Raw genomic sequence first — 22,993 nt, forward strand, 5'->3', positions numbered from 1 at the left:
TCTTGCGCACGATCCTCTCAAAAGCCCCGTTCTGCCAGAATGCCTGTTGGCGCGGGCGGCCCGATCCTTTAATGACCATAGACCAGCATAATGCGGAACATCTTCATGAACGTCACAGCGGGTCAGGTCTTGAACGGAAGCGCACTTCTCACAGCAAACGGCATTCTGCCGGAACGGGTAATCCAGGCCATGTTCGCCGCCGGAGAGATTTCAGCGGACGCGCCGCCTGTCACCGGTCAGATACAGCCTGCCAGCCTCGACCTGCGTCTGGGCAAGGAAGCCTACCGGGTGCGTGCCAGCTTCCTGCCGGGCCCCGACATCCAGGTAGCGGCTCGGCTTGAGCAGATGAAACTGCACACGGTCGACCTGAGCGAAGGTGCCGTCCTTGAAACAGGCTGCGTCTATATCGTGCCGCTGCAGGAAAGCCTCGCCCTGGCTCCCGATATTTCGGCAACTGCCAACCCGAAAAGCTCGACCGGCCGCCTGGATGTCTTCACCCGCGTCATCACAGACAACGGCCTTGCCTTCGACACCATTCCGGCCGGCTACACCGGTCCGCTTTATGCCGAAATCTCGCCGCTGACCTTTCCGATCCTCGTGCGGTCCGGGTCCCGCCTCAGCCAGATCCGTTTCCGGCGCGGTCAATCGCTCATTCCCGATGCGGAGCTGGAAGAGGTGCATAAGGCCCACACATTGATGAGCGGTGGCAACGAACGCATCGGCAACGGTGTGCAGCTCTCCATCGATCTGGAAGGGACCGGACCCGACAGCCTGATCGGATATCGCGCCAAGCAACACTCCGGACTGATCGATGTGGATGTCGTCGGCGCGCAGGACGTTCTGGATTTCTGGGAACCTATCTATCGCCGCCAGCGGGCGGAACTTATCCTCGACCCGGATGCATTCTATATTCTGGTCAGCCAGGAAGCTGTGCATGTGCCGCCGGACTATGCGGCCGAAATGGTGCCGTTCGATCCGCTCGTCGGCGAATTCCGCGTCCATTATGCAGGCTTCTTCGATCCCGGTTTTGGCCACGCCAGTGCCGGTGGTGTCGGCTCGCGCGCGGTTCTTGAAGTCCGCTCGCATGATGTCCCGTTCATCGTGGAACACGGCCAGACCATCGGGCGTCTGGTCTATGAACACATGGCGGAGCGCCCGGCGACACTCTACGGTGAAGGCATCGGCTCCAACTATCAGGGCCAGGCACTCAAGCTGTCCAAGCACTTCAAGGCACCCGCCTGACCGCCGATGGCCCTGAAAACCGTCACCCGTGAGTTTGAAGGATTTCTGGAAGACCGGAAGTCCCGCTTTCTGGCGCATCTGGTGCCGGTGGACATGTTCGACCAGCGGATGGAAGAGCTGCGCAAGGAGCACAAGAAGGCCAATCACATCGTCACGGCGCACCGGAGACTTCTGGAGGACGACCGGATTGAGGAGAGTGGCAAGGACGACGGTGAACCGGCAGGCACCTCCGGCATGCCAACATTGCGCGTGCTGCAAGGGGCAGACCTGATCAACTGCGCTGTTCTGATCGTGCGTTATTTCGGCGGAACGAAACTCGGCGGTGGGGGCCTGGCCCGAGCCTATTCAGGCGCAGCGCAGGATGCGATCAACAACGCCGACCTGGTACTGTTTCAAAAGATACTGTCGAAAACAGTTCGCGCAGATTTTGCGTCCGGATCGGAACTGGAACGGCGGATCGAGACCCTCGGCCTGACGGTGATGGCGCGCGACTACACCGAAGACGGAGTGACGCTGACCGTCGAAGGGCCGGAAGAGGTTCTGGCTGAACTTTAGGGAGCGTCGACGTCCCGTCACTCCTTCCAAGTCACTAGGGCCGGCCCCTCCCCCAGTCGTCATTGCCGGGCTTGATCCGGCAATCCATACGGGGATCTTGGTCACAAAGAGACAATTGGTTCAGGAGACGGAGTGTCCTGGTTCCCACGGTTCAGCCAAGGGACGACGCCTCGGATAGTCTATAGCTCTCGGTTCATCGGCTGATGCCTCTGCTTCAGTCCACCGCGCCGCCTTACGTCCGCGTCTTGCCGGCTTCCGCCTTCAGCTCTTTCAGTTCTGCTCGAAGCGCCCTGACCTCTTCCAGGATCAGCCCTGTGTCGTCATGGATGGCCTGACGGTTGGCGTCGGCTTCAGCCTCGTGTTCCTCCTGCATGGCGGAGACGATGATACCGATAAAGAGGTTCAGCACCGTGAAGGCCGTGCACAGGATGAAGGGGACAAAGAACAGCCAGGAATAGGGATAGACATCCATGACCGGACGCACGATGCCCATGGACCAGCTTTCCAAGGTCATGACCTGGAACAGCGTGTAGAGCGATGCGCCGAGATTGCCGAACCATTCCGGAAAGGCTTCGCCATAGAGCTTGGTCGCCATGACGGCGAAGACATAAAAGACCAGCGCCATCAGAACGACGATGGAGCCCATGCCCGGCAGGGCGGCCACCAGCCCACCGATAACACGGCGCAGGGACGGCACGACGGAAATGAGGCGCAGAGCCCTCAAAATTCGCAGCGACCGCAGAACGGACAGGTTGCCTGTTGCCGGCATCAGCGAGATTGCAACGATGCTGAAGTCGAAGAGGCTCCAGGGATCCTTGAAGAACTTCAGGCCATGCGCATAGAGCCGCAGAGCAAGTTCAACGACGAAAATGCCCAGGATCACCTGATCGACCAGCCTGAGGAAACTGCCTACCTCTGCCATGACAGCAGGACTGGTCTCCAGACCGAGCGTCACCGCATTCAAAACGATAACGCCGATGATGCAGACTTCCCAGTTGCGGGAGGTGACCAGCGCCCTGACCTGATTTCGCATATATATGACCCGGTTTGATGTCTTTTCGTGCGTACCGCACTGCCCGGGCCGGAACATGGCGATTTCAGCGTCGCAGCGCAAGATCGCAGCGCTTTGGAAAAGCATCTACCCATCAGAGAAGCGTGCTTGACAGGTCGGGCAAGTCGGCGCAGAAAGCTCATCAGGTTCGGCGGGTGTAGCTCAATGGTAGAGCAGAAGCTTCCCAAGCTTAAGACGGGGGTTCGATTCCCCTCACCCGCTCCAATGTTTTCAAATATTTAGCAACATGTTGTTCGGCTTCCATATTTTCGGGGAAGCAATAGGGAAGCATGTGGATGAGTTTCACTCTCCAATATTTTACAGCATATTCAATCTAAGACTTATTAGAAAATCTCCCGTCCATGCCGTCCAAGCTGTCCAGTCAGAGGCAATCTCAACGATTTTCGAAGCTCCTCGCTGCTGTCCGTTCCTGTCCACCCCGTCTAACCTACTGTCCGTCAACAAGCTCACCTTTGGACAGCGTGCCGCTTTGGATTGGAAAAGGGGCGGGAAAAGGAAAGGCTCGCCAAGCTTCTGTTTTTCTGGTCGGAATGTTAAGTTTTAAGGAATGGCAACCAATCAAAACAAAGCATCCTCGACAGGCGAAGCGAACGCGATAACTGGGTACTGGAAACAGTACGAGTATTCGGCATGCGTCCTCTTTCGACACATGCAAGACGGAACGCTCGAAGCTATATCGATCGCGGAGCCATCTGCCGGCATATTCGACGATTTGGTTCTGCACTCCGAGGGGCGCGTCGTTGCCACTCAGGTAAAGAGCGAAAAGAGTGCGACGTATGTTTCACTCGGTACAGAGTTTAAAGGTGCCCTGATTGCGGAAATGACCGCTTCTTGGCTCGCCCTGAAAGAACGTTTCCAAACGAGCAACGTGCAGCTACGTTACGTTTTTGCCGGTCTCTTCAGCACTTCCGATACTGTTCTTGCGAACACCAATGCTGAGGGTGCACGTCACAGTGCTGCATTTGCCGATTTCATCTCGCACGCAGAACTTAACGAAGATTCCATCGCTTGCTCGATTTGGAGGGACGCGCTAACAGAGCTACAAACTCGATCTGGCCTAAGTCAATCTGCCTTCCTCGAGTTTTTGCAACATCTTGAGCTGAAGGATGAGCGGGCACTTCAGGCAAATGCGATAGCCAACTTTGCCCCAGAGAACCGATCGAAAGTAGCAGCGATCCAGAACCTGCTTCCGGCACTCGTCCGTGCCTCGAACGCCGGTCAGAGATACACCGAGCAAGACCTGATAGACAAGTTGGGGTGGCGATCTAGGTTAAGCCAGCACAACGTCCACATCTTTCCAGTTCCTCCGGACTATCAAGAGAACGAAGCGTCAGAGAGAAAGCTGCTCGATCTTATTGAGCATACAACGCAGGGCTACATAGCGCTTATTGGACCTCCAGGGACCGGCAAGTCTACACTCCTGCAACGTGGGCTATTTTCGACCCCCAGCTACAGTATCTCGAGGTACCTCGCTTTTCATCCCGGGCAGCGGCACGGTCTCGGCCGAGCCGAAGCAGGCGAATTCCTAAACGACATAATCGCCGAGCTGCGCAGTCAGGGGCTTCACGCCTCAAAGTTTTCGAACGACAAACTTTCGGGGTTGAGGACGGAATTTGCGAAACAGCTAGAAGCCGCAGGGGCCAAGTATACGGATTCAGGTCGGAAGACAATCATCGTCATTGACGGGCTAGACCATGTTCCGCGCGAGGAAAATCCCGAAGTTAGCTTTTTAGCCGAGTTACCGGCCGCCGTAGCTGTCCCTGAAGGCGTGGTGATTGTCCTCGGCACTCAGCGTATCGAACTTCCCGGTTTGCAAGCGACGATTATTCAGCAAGTAAAAGAGGGTGACAGAACAGTCAAGATTGAGCCATTGAGCAAGGCAGCTGTATTTGCCCTAGCAGACGCAGCCAATCTTCTCCCAATCGTCGACAGAGACGTTCTGTTTGAAAAGTGCAGTGGCCATCCTTTGACGGCACGCTACTTCATCGAGGCGCTTCGTTCTGTCACCGAAGCCGACGTCGCAGAGAAAATCCTTTCCGACACTGATGGCCTGGGTCAGTCGCTCCAACAAATCTACGAGCGAGTTTGGCAAAAACTTGACACATCGCCATCATCTCGCGCGGCTTTAGGTCTTCTCGCGCGGGCAGAAGGAACGCTCTCATGCGAGCAGCTCGCGGAATGCAGCAACGAAGAGGCCGTCGAGGACGTCCTTGCGACAGCTGGTTTCTTGCTATCCATCGATCGCCAGGACCGAGTTTCCATATTCCACAACAGCTTCCGACTATTTGTGACACAGGAGACCGGTCGGAAGTTCGGCAAACCGAGCAACGAACTAGAGCAATCTATCCATTCAAAGCTTGCAGTGATCGCAAACAAAGCACAGCTCGACGACCCACAATACTGGTTTCAGTTACGGTATCAGTCGAGGGCTGGAGATCTTGCAGCGGTTCTCGCGCTTGGCACTCCGAGCTATTTCCGGCAATCGCTTCGCGCGTTGCGTCCCTCTGGCGAAATATACACGGACTTGCGGCTTACTTATGCCGCAGTGAAGCCGACACGTGATCGTGTCGTCCTATTGAACCGGCTGCTCGTCGAGAAAGAGCTCGAATATCGTTTGGAGGCAGTCAGCAATATCGACTTCGTCGAGCTCCTACTGGAACTTGGAGACGTTGAGCTCGCGACCCGGCACGCTCTTGAGGTTGGCGAGAGTGGCGAGGGTTGGCTCAAACTTGTCGACCACTATTGGTATAAAGGAGATACTGAGCGAGCTCGGCAAGTTTTTGAAGCCAATGAGCCCCTTGAGGTTCTTTTCGCTGGAGAGGGCTTCGATCCATACAACGAAATGAAACGCGCGCGTGGTTGGATCGAGAGAGCGCAGCGCTTCCGGCCACTCGAGAAGCTCGCTGCACTGGTCGACTCCGTTGTCGTACAGACACATTGGACGCATGATGACGACGATGGCTCGGGTACACGGCGCGGACTTAAGTTCAGCCTTGCCTTAGGTGTTGTCAGCGACCAGCACATCACAGACTTGTCAGAGATCAAAAAGCTGCTCGAATTATCCGACGAAGAAGCTGCATGCTTGGGTGTGCATGCAGCAGAACTAGCGTTTAAAGATGAGAAGCGAGATGAAGCCCTCAAATGTCTCGCACTCGCATCCAGAAATCTCGATGCAACACATTCATCGTGGAGACGAGCAGCCGCCTTCGCTGCGAGAAAACTCGGAGACCTGACCCTCGCGGTAAGGCTTGCCTCCAAGCTAACGGTTCCTAGGCTCGATCGTCAGGATACAATGCAAGAAGACCTAGGGGACCTCTCTCAAGCGATCATCGAGACCGCCTTCCTGGGTGCAGCTTTAAGCGTATCGATTCCGGAGGAAACCTGTGCCCGCGATCCGGACGGCAGCACGCTCCTGGCAACGGCCCACTTGAAATTGCGAGAGCTGGGCGCGTTAAGAGCTCTTGCCTCCGAGCAAAAAACCAGCCTGACGATGAAGGCGCTGAAATCCCTTGTCCTCTTTTTCGCTCAAGCGCGACAGGATCCCGATGATCTCGCTGCATACCGGTTTGTTGGCTCTCTCGGCAGCATTGCTCAGCACCTTGTCCAGATAGCCGAGACTTGCGGACAAACAGCGTTCAACGAATTTGTCGCAACAGTGGATGATAGGCTAGCGCGCGGAGACAATAACCTTGCGGGGTCCGAAGGTTTCCGGGTCAATTTCGCCAAAGCAGTATTCAACGTGAACGGCGACTCCGCTGCTGCACGAACGCGCATTGACCTTGCACGGGCCGCTGGGCGATCCGGCCGCACTCCCCAGGAGGTGGTAGATTCCTGCGCGTCTCGCGCGCATGCATATTGTCACATCGGTCTCGCGGACGAAGCACGCGCCACACTCGATGCTATGCACGAAGATACATTTGGCTATTGGTTGAGGGCCAAGAAGGAACCTCAATATGAGTTCTGGGCCTGGTCTTTCCTAAATGCCTGCGAGACTTCTCCAAGCTCCATGGAGAGATCTTGTCTCGCCTTCGCCCAGTTCATTCTTGGCATGGAACAGACTGAAGGAGATGAGACGGCCGCCCGGCTGGTCGCGGATCTCTTGGATGGCGCTGGAGCGAGTCCTCGTGTCCTTGCAGGGGTCACTAACAGGTTGCTCCAAAGTAGTCTGTCCACCTGGGCCGATACTGTGGAGGCCGCCCTTGCTTCCGTTGCTAAGCATGACCCAACCCTTGCTGGTAAAACCATCATCGCCTGCGCTTGCCTCGTCGTGCCGTTCGCAAAGGGAGGGATCGAGCGGTGTCTTAAGATGGCGCTTCCCGCGCTCACGCCTGCCGAAAGGGCGGAACCAATTTCAATTCTTCTGTCGTCAGTGCAGCGCTGGTGTCCGCCCTCAGAACGCGAAATCATCCTGAAGGAGATCATTCAGTTTGCTCCCGAAGCAACACTATCGATAGAGCCGCTGATGCAGGGCGCCGCCGAGGTTGCCGAGGAGCTTCGCCGATTTACCCTTGGAGAGCCGCGCGGCCATAGTTCCAAACCTAATGTCTCAGTCGACATTGAAGCGGACTCCTTGGGCTCTCTTCTTGCTGCCGGCGACGGAAAGACGACCTATGGAGATCGAGTCGACTATTCATATGCCCGCGCAGCAGAACGTCTTTTTCTTAGCTCCAGCAAGGAAGACATCAAGGACTTTATCGCCAAGCGACCTCACATCGTCGCAGATGCCAAAGCTGCCTGTGCAATTTCGCGGCGTTTCCTGCAACTTGGCCTTCGCAAGGAGGCGATCACATACTTTGAACTCGCCGAAATGGCCGCGTTCTCTGGCTACTGGTCAACATTCATGGGCGGTCAGAAACTTGAAGTGCAACGGCTTCGGTTGGAGCTAGAAGGAAGGACGGCGATCGACAAGGGGTTTGACGTCCTGGTCACTGAGCTTTCAGCGGGCCAGACACACGGCAGTTCGCTTTTCTTGAACCTCGATGACGTGCTTGCGGTGATCTCAGATCCAATCCCCTTCAGTGAATTCTGGTCGGAGACTGAAGAGCACTTAAAGGAGTATCGAGAGTTTCGGCTTGCCGAGCCCGTCGATACAATCGAAAGCGCTCAAACATACTCCGACGTTCTCGCCTTCATCGTCGCTTTTGCTTTCAAATTGTGCTGCCCGGAGGTGACCATCCATGCGCGGCGGGCCGGACGCCTGATCTCTAAAAGTGGCAAAGGCGCCGGCTTTGCTGACAAGCTTGCGAACTACCTGCAAGTCTACTCGGATGGAGGGCGTGAACGCGCTGCCCTGCTGCACAGTCTAAGGGTAGACACTTCTTTGCGCGCATTCGTCATCAAGGAAGCAAACGAACTTGTCCTGGACGACGACTTCGTCGTCTCGGTAATCGGGCGAAAGGTGCTGCATGATATCGGAGAGGAAATGGACGACCTCCCGTCAACCGACCTACCTGCCTTCTATTCGCTTCTGCCATCGAATTCCGACCAAGCGGACAATTTCGATCCCCCCCCCGGACTTTTGTCTGGACAACGACCGGTTTGGTCCGATGACCCGTGGACATGGACATCGATGCTAAGAGGTACTCTTCGTCTCCTTGCGGATGCTACTCACGTACCTTTGGAGCTACTGCGTAGGCGGTGTGCGAGCTTCATGAGCAAAGAAGGTGGGCAATCCGCCTTCGGGCCAGGTGTAGAAGACAAGCTAGCGGGACAACTCCGCCGATTGGACTTGAAGTTTGCTTATCGGCGACCTATGGCCTCGTCTTGCCTCAGAGCATTTGGAAAAGTTTTGCGTGAATTGGAACGCGCCGGTGCTGTCGACCCCAATGTGTTTCGCGCCCTCTGGGATGAAATGGGCGGGCCATCTATGTCTGATAAACTGCCTGAGGATAATCCAAGGCCGAGTTGGCTGATTTGGCCTGAGTTGGCCATACGGAAGTATGGAGGTATCGAAGGTGATCAGTGGCTCGAATACTGCGAGAGCATGCTGCGACCCACGTTATTAACCGATGAATTCATCCTGGCGGAAGATTCCCATTTTTTGATCCAAGCAGTCCGCTCTTCCGCCGACGCTCACCGCACGATGCTGCCTAGCTGTGTTGATATAACAGAAGGTATCAGTGGTCTGCCTCGGCTGTTCTCCCACGACTATCTCCGGCCGATGTATAAGCAGTCCGAAAGCCCACTCGTTTGCCGCATTCCCGGCGATCTGTTTGGCGACTTTCGAAATGAGACAATCACCATTTGTCCGTTCGTTGCCAAAGAGCTCGGATGGAGCCGCACTGATACCAATCCGCTTGAGTTCTCTGACGCTTCCGGAAGCCTCGTTGCAAGAACGATCCGATGGGTAGAAGGCACAAAGCAGCAAGCACAGTATGAAGGGGAAAGGTTTGGAACGGGGCAGTTATTGCTTCTCACGTCCGATGGGAGGGCACAACTTGAGGCAGTAGCAGGGACGCTTCAACTAGCCGCAAGAGTCATCGCCACCTTTTCCGGCGAACGCGGAAAAAGCGGTCGTCGTGAGTTCGTTTCGGCTCATCAACGCGAGAGCCAATAGCTGCTTTCTAGAAATGAGATTTGACTGAAACGACGAAGAGGAAGTTGGTGGTTCTATGAATGACGTTCCGAGCGAAACTCTGCCGATTATTACCTTCGGTGAACTTCTGCCAGGCGATGTCCTACTGTACCGACCTCTGATGCCCAATGAGCACGAGAAACAGATATTGCAGGTCACGGACAGTCCATACACGCACGCAGCAATGTATCTTGGAGCGAACGAGATAACTGACCCAATCGTTTTGCTTCGGGTCCTTGACGGTTCAGGCTGGGTGGCCGGCACGGTTCGAACCGCTACTGATGCCAGGGGCAGTCTGCTCGCATGGCGGTAGCGGAAAGGCAGCGTTACGGAAGATTTTGTCTTCCCTAACGTCTGATTTTGAAGCGAACTGCTCGAAAGCCGACAGCCCCTTCACGCCCCCGAAACAGAGGGGCTGAACCTCCCATTATCTGTCAGTCAGTAACCCGCCCCCAATTCCCTCATTAGGCTTCTTCTGCCGATTGCCAGAAGCGGACGTTCTCCCCAACTGTCACTTCAAAACGGTACACTCAACCTTCTGGGGTGTTTTTTGATAGATCCACTGTTGCGCGGGCCGGACTTTGCCGGCAAGGATTTATGCGGTGTTTCGGATCTCTTGGGAGATCCTGAGGTGGGGCAAACAAAGTGTTGGGAGCAATTGGCCGGCGCCGCGCTGTGCGCGCAGATGCCCGCGCCGAGTAAAGTAGGCATGATCGGTATCGCAGATACGCTTAATGAATGGATTACGGCAAGCACGCTGCCGGGAAGCGACGGCATATATTTTCTAGGCACGTTCGAGCGGCGCATCACATTCTATTCCCAGCAGGTACGTGCATTCCGATTGGTCAGAGCGCTGCACGAGCGAGGTATGCTTAAACCGTACGATACAGTGGCCGTTGTCGGTGCTGGCGCCGCGGGCGTGACTTGCGCATTGGCGTTGGCCCTTCTGGATTACGACGTTGCCCTATACGACCCGGCGCTTGAAGTGCTTCAACTTCAGAGCGCTTCGCCTCGCCTGCTCCATCCCCATATCTACGAATGGCCATCGCCGGGCTCGCTCGACAAGAGCGCCGGGTTGCCGTTGCTCGACTGGGATCTGGATACCGGCAAGCCGATCGCGAAGCGGCTTGCAGCCGAATTCCATAGCCATAACGCGATGCTCCCGAAGCTTATCTGGAATAAGGGAACTCGCCTTGAGAAGCTAGAAAAGTCCGGTACAGAATGGCGAATGACCTTCGCCGATGGAGCATCAAGAATCGTCCAGAAGGTATTCCTCGCCATGGGCTTTGGCGACGAACGGACGGTTGGGGCGGCTGACACATATGACTATTGGAAGGAGCGGGGCGTCGGGACAGCCGCGGTCGAGGCCATTGCGCATGCGACCTATCTTGTAAGCGGCAATGGCGACGGCGCACTAACTGACATCCTAAACCTCCTTATCGACGGGTTCGAGCACGTCCCCTTCACAGAGACCTTCCTCGGCTATTTCAATCGGGACATCCTGAGGACTACTGTCCTGAGGGCGTATGATGGTCTCCTGCCGGATGCTGATCTGGAGCCGAATTTCGAAAAGAATGTGCTCCCGATCTTTAATGAGCGGGGGATCCTAGATCGGCTTGTGCCTCAGCTCCGGACCGATCGGCTTCTTACCGTCAACTCGAGCGGTCCGCTGTTCTCGGTGGGAAAGGCAGCTCAGCTCAACCAAGCCATGGTTTTCGCTGTCCTGCACGCAGCTCAGCAGAAAGGTGTCGTCGTCCGCCGCAGCTCCGGTAAGATCGAAAATGTGATCGAGCACGCAGATGGTCTTGAGCCTGTTGGGATAACCTTAAATGGGGCAGCTCTTGTGGAACGGTTCCATCATGTTATCCTGCGGCATGGTCCAAATAAGAACGAGCGGTATCACCCGGTCAAAGAACAGTTTGACGAGTATCAGAGGGTATCCACGGATCGGTTCGAGGCGAAGCCCGACCTGCTTGTCCCGCCCACGCTCGATGCCGAAACCTATACTGTGTTTTTCGACCTCTGGCTGGATAAACTTGCCGACGCTGCCAGAAAATCGCAGCTCGCTGGGCGATCTGCACTTGAAGCCACCACCATATTAGTCACTTGGGACGTCGCAACTCAGACGTTGGTGCAGCGCGGCCAGGTCTCGCTTGAGGAGCTCGTGACCCAGTGTGAGTCCGCAGCCACGCCTATCATTGTGCAACTAGAAGTGCCACCGGAGAAAATCGATGCTGATGATTTGATCCGCTTGAGCAAAGCCAGTGGAGGTAAGATCTCCCTCAGCCTTGGAGCAACCGTGCAAGAAGCGTGGAAATCCAGGCTGCCCAACGCTTCTATCGCTATGACAGCGGCTTCACGCTACCCTTATCGGTTGGTCAGCGCGATCAATATCGGAGAGCATGTCGACGCCTCCCTAGTCCGACAATTGGATGCAATTCTCAAAACAGCGCAGGCTGTTGGCACATGCGATACTTTGGGAACAATCGCAGCAGATGTTTTCGCTGAGGTTCTTGCCACTTGGGCGGGATGGCGCCATACACTTGATGCGTCACCCGCCCTTCGCCGTGATTTCTTTGCTTGGTTAGGCAGTATCGGCTCTGAGAGCGCAAAGCCATGGAGCGGCGACGTAACGGTGTTAGAGCAAATGGCTGGTGCATTGGTGCTGATCCTTGCAACTCATCTTGGCGAGCCGCTCCAGCCGGCTTCAGTACCCAGAGGAAATCTTAGCTTCGACGAGAATGGGCATGCACTGGGTTCGTCTGCCGATAAGTTGGACGATGGCGGCCTGCTCACTGAATGGAGTATGCCCGAACACTGGGATGTCGACGCCCTAATCCTTTCCCGCAGCTCCGAGGTATCTGTAACAGGACCTGATGATACAATCATGAACGGCGGAGATCCCGGAACTGGGCTTGATGTAGCGCGACGGACCAAACCGGCGATCGTTCGCAACGATGGGCCGTGGCGCACGGCACTCAAGACCGGGCTTCCCGCGTGGAAAACTGCGGTGAGGGAAGAATTCCAGGCGTGGCGTGAGCGGCAGAACAACGATCGCGATAGGGTACTGACATGACACCCGAGGTTTTAAAGTTCCTGTTGACCGCCGCGACGGAGCAACTTGGTTGGCGGGTCGATGAAGTCAAAGACTTCACCTCTCCGACGTTTCGCAGCCGGCCGGCCGAAGCCGAGACGAAGGCGATACCTGGTCTGTTTGGTCTCCGCCTAGGTCAGTATCCGGTGATCGTTGCTCCTATAGCTCTGGACACGGTTGAGGGTGTTATGAGCGCACTCAAAAAGCTGCACGCCCAGATGGTTGTCGCCAGGTCGTACATGTATGAGCGAGAGGTCATTAACGCACATCTACTGCTATGTGCAACCGCTCCTACTCCAACAGGCGACTGGGCGCGACTGGTCGATCTAATCGAACGTGACGAAACCGTCTGTCGGAAACTTGTTTGGATCCCGAAACAGACGGAGATGCAGGAGTCATTCGACGCTTTCATGGCGAGAACGTTTCTGTCGATGCCATGGAAGCAAGTGACGGCGGTGAGTGACGCCCAACTCGATCAGACCCACGAGTTGGCTCAGCGCCTTCTCGAGAAACACGGGCTCGATCAGGATGTGGCTCATCAGTGGGTTTCGCTCGCAGAGCAGTTAATAGACGACCCAGAAAGCCTTGTGACAGAACTTGTCCAGACCTGGGAGGCGTCGAGATGAGCAACGTTTACCTTACCCGTGTCCGGCTAGAACAGTACCGAACCTTCAGACAGTTGGATATTCGCCTCCGTGACGGGCCCGGCGTGCTCATTGTCCAGGGCAGCAACGGTATCGGTAAGTCTTCACTATTCGATGGACTCGAATGGGCGCTGACAGACAAGATTGACCACTTCCGTGATGCCGACGGCGTCAAAAAAGTTGGCAGCTATCTTTGCCGATGGCGCAAAGGAACGCCTGGCCCCACGTCCGTGACCATGGATTTCACTGGCGAGAAATGTATTTCGCGCACCCTGTCTTCCTCCGAGGCTACCAAGTCGGTCACGGGAGGCAACATCGATGACATCACGGAATTCTTAAAAGACGAGAATTGGGGCCGGAGCATTTCCGGACTCTCGAGGTACTTGCTACTTACCCACTTCCTTGGGCAGTCCACGATGTCCCGGCTCACGAATCGAGATCCGAGTGAACGGTTCGATATCCTGAAGGAGGCAGCAGAAAGCAAGGAGATCGAAGACGTCGCAAAGGCGCTTCATGGGAAAGGCAACACGAAAACCGCTCGAGCCTATAACGGTCGGATAAAACTGCTGAATGACGAGGTAGACGCTCTCCAAGGTATTCTCGACACAGAGGCGAACCTTTGGTCCGGTTTGACCGGAGTTGGCGCCTTGGATGACGCTGCTGCCACAGAGGCGGCCCACATCATTTCGCAGCTATTGGATGATGCGGTGGGCAACACCCCTCAGACGCGAGTAGCTGGCTTCGATCAGTACACGATCTCGTGGCTGGACGGGCGTCTCGATGAGCAGCGGAAACGGCTGCGGATCCTTGAAAAAGGGCTAGTAGAAGCCACGTCTGTGCTTGAGGCATGGGAGAGTGCGACACAGCAAGTGCTTGAGCAAGAGGCTGCAAAGGCCATCGTTGACGGGCAGGTAGTGACAATGACCTCACAGCATGCGGAGACCCTGGCCTCATTGGAGAAGGCTAAGGCCGATGAGGTCAGTGCGACCAGTTTGGCAGAAGAGCACCGAGAAGTCTTCAGTCTGCTGACCGGCTTGCGAGACGCAAAGACTGCCCAGACAGTTGTGCAGATCCAGAAAGAGGAGGCGGACGCTGCCCTCGCAAGGGCTCAAAAGGCAGTCGCCGACGAAAACCTAACCGTGAAGGCCTTGGAACGTCGGCTGCAGATCGTGCGTCGAATTGAGAGTGATGTGGGCCGGCTCGATGAACGGAGCCAATTAGCCCAGATCGAGAGGCACAAAGTAGAGCTGTGGCTTGCTCACGATGTGAAGGTTGCAGAGCTGCAGGCGTCGATACAGTCGTCCCAGTTGCGCTTCCCCACACTTGACTTGGACATCGAGCAGGCGGAAGTATCGGCTCGAGAAGCGAAGACACTCCTTGATGAGCAGAACGCCGTCCTTATCGAGTTAAGGAAGACGGTCTCGGAAATGTCGAGCGCGATCGCTAGCGTCGCCGCCAACCTTCCGCACGATGCATGCGACTGTCCTGTTTGCGCGACCCACTTTGAGGTTAATGGCGAACTACAACAACGCGCAGCAAGTGCTGCAGCAAGGCTAGCTCCCCTGGTTCTTGTGCAAGAGGAGCGCGTTCAATCCGCGTCGCAGCGCTCTGAGACAGCCACCAACCGTCTCGACCGATTGAAGGCCGCCAAGAAAGAGCTGACCACGCTCATTGAAGAACTCCAATCCGAGGAACGCGCAAGGACTGAGGCGGGTGTTGGCGTGTTCGGCGACACCGCGGTTGATCGTATGGTCGCTGAAGAGCGTCATAGGCAACTGGCAAGGAGCGCCGAAGAAATAACGAGATTGAGGCAGCGCAAGTGGTATTGGCGGAACCTAGTGAACGGCGACTTCTTTGCACCCGGAGGCGAGCAGGCCACCGCCACCAAGAGGCGTGACCAAGCTCAGCTTCAACTAAATACCGCAACCCAAACACAGTCAACTATTGCAGCGGAATTCGACGCAGCGGCGTCGTCCGTTCGCGAGCTCGTGAAAATCGTTGGCGATCTTGGCGAAAACCAATTGGCAGAAGCGATCCGTGGAACTCAGAGTGATCTTTCAGCAGCTGAGGAAAAGAGCCGTCAGGCAACGCAGGCGAGGCAGGCGATTGAACAGCGGCTGGCATCACTTGACGTTGCTCTTCCCATCGCAAGGACGCGTCAGCAGCAGGCTATTGATCAGATCGCCGCTGTCGCGCGACGAAAAGTTGACGCCCAGGAAATTTGGCGGAGACTTGCATTCGCTCAATCGGAAGTACCCGACAAGCACTCGATCACTCTGCAGAAAACGACCATCAGTAGACTTCGAGAGAAGTTGGGAGATGCCGACGATTTACTGAAGCGGCTGAAGGACGGTCGAGCTGCCAAAGCTCTCGTAGATAATCATCTGGCAGCATTAGAGCGGCTGCGGGCCGCGGTAGATGGTGCACCGAACAGCGAGAGACTACAGCTTCGTAAGGAGGCGCAGGATCGCGTGTTTGCTAAGGTCAAACTCGCGCAGGCAACCAGAGAGACAAAGGACATCGCCCAGGCCGCGAGCTCAGACATTCTCGACGAACTGGCGGATTTCAACACCAGCTATATGCAGCCTCTCGACACCCTGATGAAGGCCATAAATAGGTCAATCATGGGCGATCCAAGGGTAGGTTTGGAGTCACATGTTAAGAACCGCCGCGTCGAACAGCGGCCAACAAAAGAGGGGCAGGCCCTCCCTCCCGAGATCGCGTCTATAGATGCACGATTGATACATAGCGAAGGCCAAATGGCGGCCTTGTCTGTCAGTATGCTGTGTGCCGCCAGCCTGACCTACCCATGGTCTCGCTGGCGGGGGTTGGTCCTAGATGACCCGCTGCAACACAACGACACTATCCACGCTGCGGCGTTCGCGGATTTCGTCTGCAATCTGGTGGCCAGCCGTGGATATCAGGTGCTCTTATCAACTCACGACCGCGCTCAGGCTGAGTTTCTGCGGCGCAAGATGGCATCTCGAAGCCTGCCCTGCGCCGTCCTCAATCTGCTGGGGACCGGACAAGACGGTGTCGAATGGACCTACAGGCCGGCGGAAAGCGTGACGTCCTTAGTTGCATCCGCGTAAAGGAGATTTTCGGTAAAAATTGGGGTTTGTGATCGTAAGCAAGGGCGGCCACTGGCCATTTTCTGCAACCATTGCTTGTCAGATCATAAGGTTGAACTAATGGGATGAACTACCTTCCCACCGAGACGCAACTATTGTTGCGCGTAATGGTGGATAAGAAGGAGCATTTTGATGGACATCACAGTGCTTGGGATTGATCTGGGCAAGTCGGTTTGTAGCCTTGCGGGGCTTGATGCCAGCGGCACTGTAGTTTTTCGCAAACGACTCCGGTTGCTGGATTTCTTGGCGGAGTTGCCAAGCTGTATTGTCGCAATGGAGGCCTGCGGGGGTGCACATCACATCGGGCGCTTCGGCCTCGAACATGGGCATGACCCCGATTGATGTCACCGCTGTATGTCCGACCTTATGTGAAGGTTCACAAGAATGACGACCGCGATGCGGAGGCGATCGCCGAAGCCACCACCCGACCGACCATGCCATTCATCCCAATCAAATCCGAAGAGCAGCTCGACCTCCAGGCATTACACCGTGCGCGTGAACGTCAGGTGTCGGACAGGACCCGCCTGATCAATCAGGGCCGTGCCTTTCTGATGGAACGCGGCATCCGTGTCGGTACAGGCCGTCACATATTCCAGAAAGAACTGACGAAGTTGACGGCGAAGGGCGTTGCCGATCTGTCGCAACGGATCGTCTTGATGCAGTCAGACATGGCATCTGAGCTGGAAGAGATCAATTGCCGGGTTGCAACCATCGATGCCGAGATTAAGGCGCCTGCCAAAACCGACGCCGACATGCAGCGGCTGAGTGTAATCTGTTTTAAATTTGGCTGCGAATTCTATGTGATGTAATCCGATGTTGATGCTTGCAATCCAGCAGAAACTAATCAGTAGTTATTCACGACTAACTCCATTTTGTTAACTCGCATAAGATCAATTAATTTAGGCAATCATCCGCGAAGTTTGCATTCGGGCTGCGAATAGGTGCAAGCCGTAGCACCTATGGAACTGTTCGGCGTGCCAATTACGCTTCCAATGCCCGATATACGCTTGCGCGACCGATACCCAAACGCTTGGCAATTTCGGAAGCACCAAAGCCCGCAGCCCTCAATGTCCTTACTGCCTCAATATCTACGCTGGGCTTGCGCCCCTTGTAGACGCCATTGGCCTTCGCTTTGGCGATGCCTTCCATCTGTCGCTCACGACGAAGGTTCGTCTCAAATTCAGCAAAGACACCAAGCATGTCGAGGAACGCTTTGCCAGCGGCGCTTGATGTGTCGATTGGCTGTTCAGTGGCCTTTAGTGAGGCCCCTTTCTCTCTCAGAGATCCAACAATTTCTTGAAGGTCTGCTATGGAACGAGCCAAGCGGTCAACTCGGGTCACCATGAGCGTGTCACCGGGCCTCAGGAATGCGAGCAAGGTCTCAAGCTCGGTCCGTCCGGCACGTGTTGTGCCCGATGCCTTTTCCTCTCGGACGACTTCGCACCCAGCCGATTTCAACGCTTCAAGTTGGACGGTCAAATCCTGTTCGGCCGTACTGACGCGAGCGTAACCATAAATTGCCATACCGAACCTCAATGTCTCAATAGGGTCTAGATGACAGCGCTATGTAAGCGGCGGCTGTCCCCCACCTATTCACTTCCGTCGTGATGCAGGAATCCATACCCATTGTTGATTTGGGAATGGAGGCGGGTTTGGGAGTCCATAGAGAGCTCCATATGGAGTCCGTATGCGGTTATGAGATTTTGCCGCGCGACACGGGAATGCGCCGTTGGCCCAATGAAGTGAAGGGGCAGCTTGTCGCGGAGACCTATCTTCCCGGGGTGACAGTGAACGAGGTCGCCCGGCGTGTCGGCATGAAGCCCAACCATCTCTCGGCATGGCGGCGTTTGGCACGGGAGGGCAAACTTGTGGTGCCGGATCTTCCGGGAGCCGAGTTTGTACCGGCCGTTCTGGAACCGCCCCCTGTGTCCATTGAAGAGGATGCGAAGCCGCTGGCCGCGGTGGAGATCATTCACGGCGGAACCACAATCCGGCTGGACGCTTCCGTGAGCCCGGACAGGATTGCCGATATCGTGTGCGCCCTTGGGCGTGGATCATGATTTTCCCCTCGAACCGGGTGCGTATCCTGGTGGCGACAAAGCCAGTCGACTTCAGAAAAGGACATGATGGGCTAAGCGCCCTGGTCCAGTCCGTTTTGCGCAAGGACCCGTTCACCGGCACGGTTTTTGTGTTCCGGTCCAGGCGAGCCGACCGCTTGAAGCTCCTGTATTTTGACGGCACCGGCCTGGTCATGGCTTACAAGCGGCTGGAAGATACGACCTTCACCTGGCCCGCCGTTCGGGATGGTATGATGTCGCTGAACCATGCTCAGTTCGAGGCACTGTTCTCGGGCCTGGACTGGCGCAAGGTGAAGGCATTGGAGGCTCGTTCTCCGGCTGCGGCAGAATGAATCAGGTGCCGGAAATGGCGGGCATCCGCAGCCGCCTCGGGCTATTCTCGGCCCATGCCTTCCACTGTCGCCATCGACCTTTCCGCGATCCCCGCCGACCAGCGTGATGCTGTCGCCGCGCTCTTGCGCGAAAGGGATGCGCTCAAGGAGATCAACAGGCGCCTGGAGCACCTGGTCGCGGAGTTGAACCACGCGGTTCACGGCAAAAGGTCGGAGAAACTCAGCGAAGATGAACGGCAATTGGCTTTCGAAGACCTCGAGACTGCCATCGCCGAGGTTGAGGAAAGCCAGGACACGCAGATCCCTTCCGAGGGCAAAACCCGCCGTCCGGCCCGTCGCAACCGGGGCAACCTGCCGAAGGACCTACCGCGCATCGAGCGTGTGATCGAGCCCGACAACCTGCAATGTCCCTGCGGCTGTGGTGAGATGCACAAGATTGGCGAGGATCGCACGGAGCGGCTCGACATCGTGCCCGCACAGCTGCGCGTGATCGTCACCGTCCGCCCCAAATACGCCTGCCGCGCCTGTACCGACGGCGTCACCCAGATGCCGGCACCGGCGCATCTCATCGAAGGCGGTCTGCCGACGGAAGGCGCCATTGCGCATGTTCTGGTTGCCAAGTACGCAGACCATTTGCCCTTGCACCGGCAGAGCCAGATCCTTGCCCGGTCGGGCATCGATATCCATCGCAGCACGCTGGCGGATTGGGTCGGCACCGCCGCGTTCCACCTCGCCCCGGTGTTCGACCGGCTGGCCGAGCATCTGAAGGTGTCGACCAAGCTGTTCATGGACGAGACCACGGCGCCGGTGCTGGATCCGGGCCGCGGCAAGACGAAAACCGGATATCTATGGGCCTTGGCCCGAGACGACCGGGCCTGGGGCGGGGACGATCCACCCGGCGTGGTCTTCTTCTATGCGCCTGACCGCCGCGGAGAGAACGCGGAGAAAATCCTTCGTGGCTTCGACGGGGTCCTGCAACTCGACGGCTACCAGGGCTACAACTGCCTGACGCGCCCGTCCCGCAAGGGTGGCGATCCGATCCGCGTGGCCCATTGCTGGGCGCACGCACGGCGGAAACTGAAGGAGGTGTTCGATAGAGACGGCTCCGAGATCGCCGCCGAAGGCTTGCGCCGGATCGCCGACTTCTACAGGGTCGAGGCCGATATCCGCGGAACGGCGCCCGGGCAGCGGCTCTCGGCCCGGCAGGCCCGCACCGCGCCTCTGGTCGCCGCCTTTGGCGAATGGCTGCAAGAGCAACGCCGCCGGGTCTCCGCCAAGTCCCGTCTCGGCGAGAAGCTTGCCTACATCCATCGTCACTGGGACGGTTTGCAGACCTTCCTCCACGACGGCCGTGTCGAGATTGATAGCAACAGTGTCGAGAATTTGATCCGGCCAATTGCATTGAACAGGAAAAATGCATTGTTCGCCGGCCATGACGAGGGCGGCCGCACCTGGGGCCGCATCGCATCGCTCATCGAGACCGCGAAAATCAACAACGTCGAACCCTTCGCCTATCTCAAGGCCACCCTCGAAGCCATTGCTGGCGGTCATCCGAAAAGCAGGATCGACGAACTCCTGCCGTGGAACTTCACCCCGTCAAGATGAAACCCGGTGGGCCGCAGACGGCGCTTACAGCGCTATATCGTCTCAAAAATATTAAATCAACCCTATTGAGACATATTTGTTGTCTCAATAGCTTGTCTCGTTTTGGTATACCCTAGTGAGATTGCCTTTTCAGTGAAGCTCGCTTGCGATAGGCAGCTCTTGGTCCTTTACTGATTTTGGATCACGCAGAAAGAGCCGCGACTTGCCGTCCGGCGCTTTCAGAGTGCTTTCGAAGCGACCCGTAAGCAAACGTTCGGTTCAGTTCTGGCCGCTTGCGGAGCGCCTGTGCTATGAGACACAAGTGTTCAATAGGAGCGGCTAGCACCATCGGCAGACGCGACTTGCTCGGAGAGGGATACGACGATGCACGTTCTACAGCGAGAGGCAAAGGCGACAAAACTCGGGAAAATCGCCGTGCCGGCAGATGCCGAGTATGATTTCGCCGCCGGTGTCTGGCGCAACAACGAGGGCTTGATCGCTTACGACACTCGATGCGACATACAGACCAAAAAAAATGACCTCGAGACAGGTGAGGATCAAAAGGGTCAGTAATCCCATGACAGAAAATAGTGTCGCTGTTCTTATTCTGTCCGGATTGTTGGATTATTCGACCGACAGAATATGCGACCATCTCTCTCGGCAAGGCGTATCGTTCTTGCGTATAAACCAAGATCAGCTTGCCGATTTAAGGTTCTCAATCGACCCCTTGGCAGCCACTATGACGTGCCGATATGATAGCCAAACTTGGCATGTGGGATCTGAATTGCGATCGGTGTGGTGGCGGCAAGCAACTTTTCTCCGAAATACTCCGGGTCGCAGATTGACGACGACCGAACAGTTGGAACGCTCACAATGGTCAGGCGCCATGCGCGGCATGATGCTGTTCGACCATGCGATCTGGATGAACCATCCGGCAGAGACGTATCAAGCAGAGTCTAAGCCCTACCAATTGAGGCGCGCAGCAGCTCTTGGTTTCGACGTGCCATCAACACTGGTGACGAATGATCCCAAGGCAGACGTCCCAGGTAAGATCGGCACTCGAATCGCATTGAAAAGCGTCGATACGGTGCTGCTACAGGATGAACACTATCAGCATTTCGGCTACACGACTTTGATTGACTGGGCAAAATGCGCTGACGAGCATTTCCACTTCGCACCTGCAACTTGTCAAAGCGTCCTCGCCCCCAAATTAGACCTGCGAGTAACAGTTGTCGGAGATCGCTTGTGGTGTGACGCCATCACTAGTGAGCATGGAGCCATCGATGGCGACTGGCGCGTCCTAGCCAAGAATGAAATTTCTTATCGGGACTACGATCTTCCCATGGATATAGCCGAACGTTGTCGTTCACTTGTTCGCGACCTCGGTTTGCGATTTGGCGCGATCGACTTAGCTCATTCCGATGAGCGCTATTGGTTCATCGAAATCAATCCAACTGGCGAATGGGGATGGTTAGACCGAGAAGGGCGCGGCTTATCCGCTGCAATTGCAGAGGAATTGGCATGTCCATCCTGTTGAAGCTTCGAAAATTGGCGAAGCGGGCGGTGCCTGATGCAATCGGCATGTTGACCGTTAATCGGAAGCTGGCTAGGCAGCTTGAAGCCTGGGAAACAGCTCCGGAGTTTGACGACATCAGGGCATTAGACACTGACCAACTGACTAAATATCTAGAGACCGAATGGACCCGTGCCAAAGAGCTTGACGAAAAACTGACTAAGTTGACTGTTGCACTATCTGTGGCCGTCACAGTGGGGGGCGTTGCTTCCAAAACCATCTTCGATGGGCTGGCCGCGACGCCAGCAAAGACGGTCATCGCAGTCCTTCTCTTCGTGTCGATGAGCATGTTTCTATGTGGCGCCCTGATCGGTTTCAGCGGTCTCCGCCCGAAGCCGCGATATGGGTATGGCGCTGGTTATCTTCGCATCATTGCGCGAGGCGGAAACGAGGCAGCGGATGAGATAAGGAAGGCTGCGAGCGGCTTTCAAATCATGAACATTATTCGTTCAAATGAAGCATCGACAGCAATTAAACTCATCCGCAACGGCGTGGTCGCGTTCACCATCGCCATCGCGGTTAGCTTCTTCGTACCCACCGCAGGCCGAGATACTTCGTCAACATCCACTGCGGAAACATTACTGATCCAAACACATGGAATGCAGCTGACAATACCTGTCCCTCCATCAGTAATGGGCACACCGAAACCCGAGCTCACTACAGAAAATAGGCTTACCAGCCAAGGGCTATGCCCGCCTCCTGAGGCAAGATCTCCTGCTATTTTGTCAAAACAACGAAACGTTCACTTCAAGGGTGTCTCCAAAGATCCGTCGGCAGAATAGAAATCGCCCCGGAAAAATTCGCACCTGACATCGTCCTCGAAAATTTAGGGGCTAGAGTCGCAAAAATTTTTTTCTGGGTTCCATTGATACTGAACTTTTTCCAATAGCGGATTTCCCGCAATCGGCACTTCCGCTCTCTTAAAGAGTCTCTGGGGCCGGTAGGCTTGCGAAAGCCTTCGAAGACGGACCTCACAGGTCTCAGGGCCTGAGTTATTGTAATTTCCATCTGCGCTGATCTTGTTACCCGTGCCTCTTATTAACGAGAGTGTTTCTGCATTTTTTCGCTACAGATATCCGCTTCCCGCGTGAACAATAGTTTGAGGTATTCCGCC

Annotated in this window: 16 protein-coding genes and 1 tRNA gene; 15 read left to right on the forward strand and 2 right to left on the reverse strand. The window is 56.0% G+C overall.

Annotated features, from left to right (window positions below; all coding sequences use genetic code 11):
• Nucleotides 1–105 precede the first annotated feature (105 nt).
• Both ACP90_RS21740 and ACP90_RS21745 read left to right on the forward strand, forming a co-directional pair.
• Nucleotides 106–1,242 (forward strand): 2'-deoxycytidine 5'-triphosphate deaminase, encoded by a 1,137-nt coding sequence (locus ACP90_RS21740; protein WP_062491861.1) that lies wholly within the window; start codon nt 106–108, stop codon nt 1,240–1,242.
• 6 nt (nt 1,243–1,248) lie between these two features.
• A complete protein-coding gene (locus ACP90_RS21745; RefSeq protein WP_062489997.1) occupies nt 1,249–1,797 on the forward strand; it encodes a YigZ family protein in 549 nt (182 codons plus the stop codon).
• 232 nt (nt 1,798–2,029) lie between these two features.
• On the opposite strand, the gene ACP90_RS21750 is transcribed toward ACP90_RS21745, so the two are convergent.
• Nucleotides 2,030–2,830, reverse strand: coding sequence for an ion transporter (locus ACP90_RS21750; RefSeq protein WP_031269660.1), 801 nt, complete (start codon nt 2,828–2,830; stop codon nt 2,030–2,032).
• Between the two features lie 169 nt (nt 2,831–2,999).
• On the opposite strand from ACP90_RS21750, the gene ACP90_RS21755 reads away from it, so the two are divergent.
• The 7 genes from ACP90_RS21755 (at nt 3,000) to ACP90_RS21790 (ending at nt 17,121) form a co-directional block, all read left to right on the forward strand.
• Nucleotides 3,000–3,073, forward strand: a tRNA-Gly gene (locus ACP90_RS21755).
• Nucleotides 3,074–3,416: 343 nt separating this feature from the next.
• The gene (locus tag ACP90_RS21760) at nt 3,417–9,425 is read left to right on the forward strand and encodes an ATP-binding protein (protein ID WP_062489999.1); all 6,009 of its coding nucleotides are present in this window, start codon (nt 3,417–3,419) and stop codon (nt 9,423–9,425) included.
• Nucleotides 9,426–9,993: 568 nt separating this feature from the next.
• A complete protein-coding gene (locus ACP90_RS21770; protein ID WP_088665290.1) occupies nt 9,994–12,519 on the forward strand; it encodes an ABC-three component system protein in 2,526 nt (841 codons plus the stop codon).
• Nucleotides 12,516–13,163, forward strand: coding sequence for an ABC-three component system middle component 1 (locus tag ACP90_RS21775; protein WP_062490005.1), 648 nt, complete (start codon nt 12,516–12,518; stop codon nt 13,161–13,163). The genes ACP90_RS21770 and ACP90_RS21775 overlap by 4 nt, the downstream gene beginning before the upstream one ends.
• Complete coding sequence (locus ACP90_RS21780; protein ID WP_062490006.1) at nt 13,160–16,273, forward strand: AAA family ATPase; 3,114 nt, start codon at nt 13,160–13,162, stop codon at nt 16,271–16,273. Before ACP90_RS21775 ends, ACP90_RS21780 begins: the two co-directional genes overlap by 4 nt.
• 171 nt (nt 16,274–16,444) lie before the next feature.
• Nucleotides 16,445–16,654 (forward strand): IS110 family transposase, encoded by a 210-nt coding sequence (locus ACP90_RS21785; RefSeq protein WP_062490007.1) that lies wholly within the window; start codon nt 16,445–16,447, stop codon nt 16,652–16,654.
• Complete coding sequence (locus ACP90_RS21790; protein ID WP_062490008.1) at nt 16,654–17,121, forward strand: IS110 family transposase; 468 nt, start codon at nt 16,654–16,656, stop codon at nt 17,119–17,121. The genes ACP90_RS21785 and ACP90_RS21790 overlap by 1 nt, the downstream gene beginning before the upstream one ends.
• 172 nt (nt 17,122–17,293) lie before the next feature.
• Here the strand turns inward: ACP90_RS21790 and ACP90_RS21795 are convergent, their stop codons facing one another.
• Entirely contained in the window at nt 17,294–17,836 is a 543-nt protein-coding gene (locus tag ACP90_RS21795) for a recombinase family protein (protein ID WP_062490010.1), read from the reverse strand.
• Nucleotides 17,837–17,988: 152 nt separating this feature from the next.
• On the opposite strand from ACP90_RS21795, the gene ACP90_RS21800 reads away from it, so the two are divergent.
• The 6 genes from ACP90_RS21800 to ACP90_RS21825 all read left to right on the forward strand — a co-directional run bounded on the left by ACP90_RS21800 (nt 17,989) and on the right by ACP90_RS21825 (nt 22,661).
• Nucleotides 17,989–18,372 carry a transposase gene (locus ACP90_RS21800; RefSeq protein ID WP_023014559.1) on the forward strand — a complete coding sequence of 128 codons (384 nt, stop codon included), beginning with the start codon at nt 17,989–17,991 and terminating at the stop codon, nt 18,370–18,372.
• Nucleotides 18,369–18,722: an IS66 family insertion sequence element accessory protein TnpB gene (gene tnpB / locus ACP90_RS21805; protein ID WP_023001579.1), complete on the forward strand. Its 354-nt coding sequence runs from the start codon at nt 18,369–18,371 to the stop codon at nt 18,720–18,722. The genes ACP90_RS21800 and tnpB overlap by 4 nt, the downstream gene beginning before the upstream one ends.
• Before the next feature lie 54 nt (nt 18,723–18,776).
• A complete protein-coding gene (locus tag ACP90_RS21810; protein ID WP_062488578.1) occupies nt 18,777–20,327 on the forward strand; it encodes an IS66 family transposase in 1,551 nt (516 codons plus the stop codon).
• 363 nt (nt 20,328–20,690) lie between these two features.
• Nucleotides 20,691–20,879, forward strand: coding sequence for a hypothetical protein (locus ACP90_RS21815; RefSeq protein WP_062490011.1), 189 nt, complete (start codon nt 20,691–20,693; stop codon nt 20,877–20,879).
• 268 nt (nt 20,880–21,147) lie between these two features.
• A complete protein-coding gene (locus ACP90_RS21820) occupies nt 21,148–21,843 on the forward strand; it encodes a hypothetical protein (protein ID WP_201030419.1) in 696 nt (231 codons plus the stop codon).
• Complete coding sequence (locus tag ACP90_RS21825; RefSeq protein WP_062490014.1) at nt 21,828–22,661, forward strand: hypothetical protein; 834 nt, start codon at nt 21,828–21,830, stop codon at nt 22,659–22,661. The genes ACP90_RS21820 and ACP90_RS21825 overlap by 16 nt, the downstream gene beginning before the upstream one ends.
• The last annotated feature ends 332 nt before the right edge of the window (nt 22,662–22,993 follow it).

The organism is Labrenzia sp. CP4, assembly GCF_001579905.1.
Taxonomy (GTDB): Bacteria; Pseudomonadota; Alphaproteobacteria; order Rhizobiales; family Stappiaceae; genus Roseibium; species Roseibium algicola.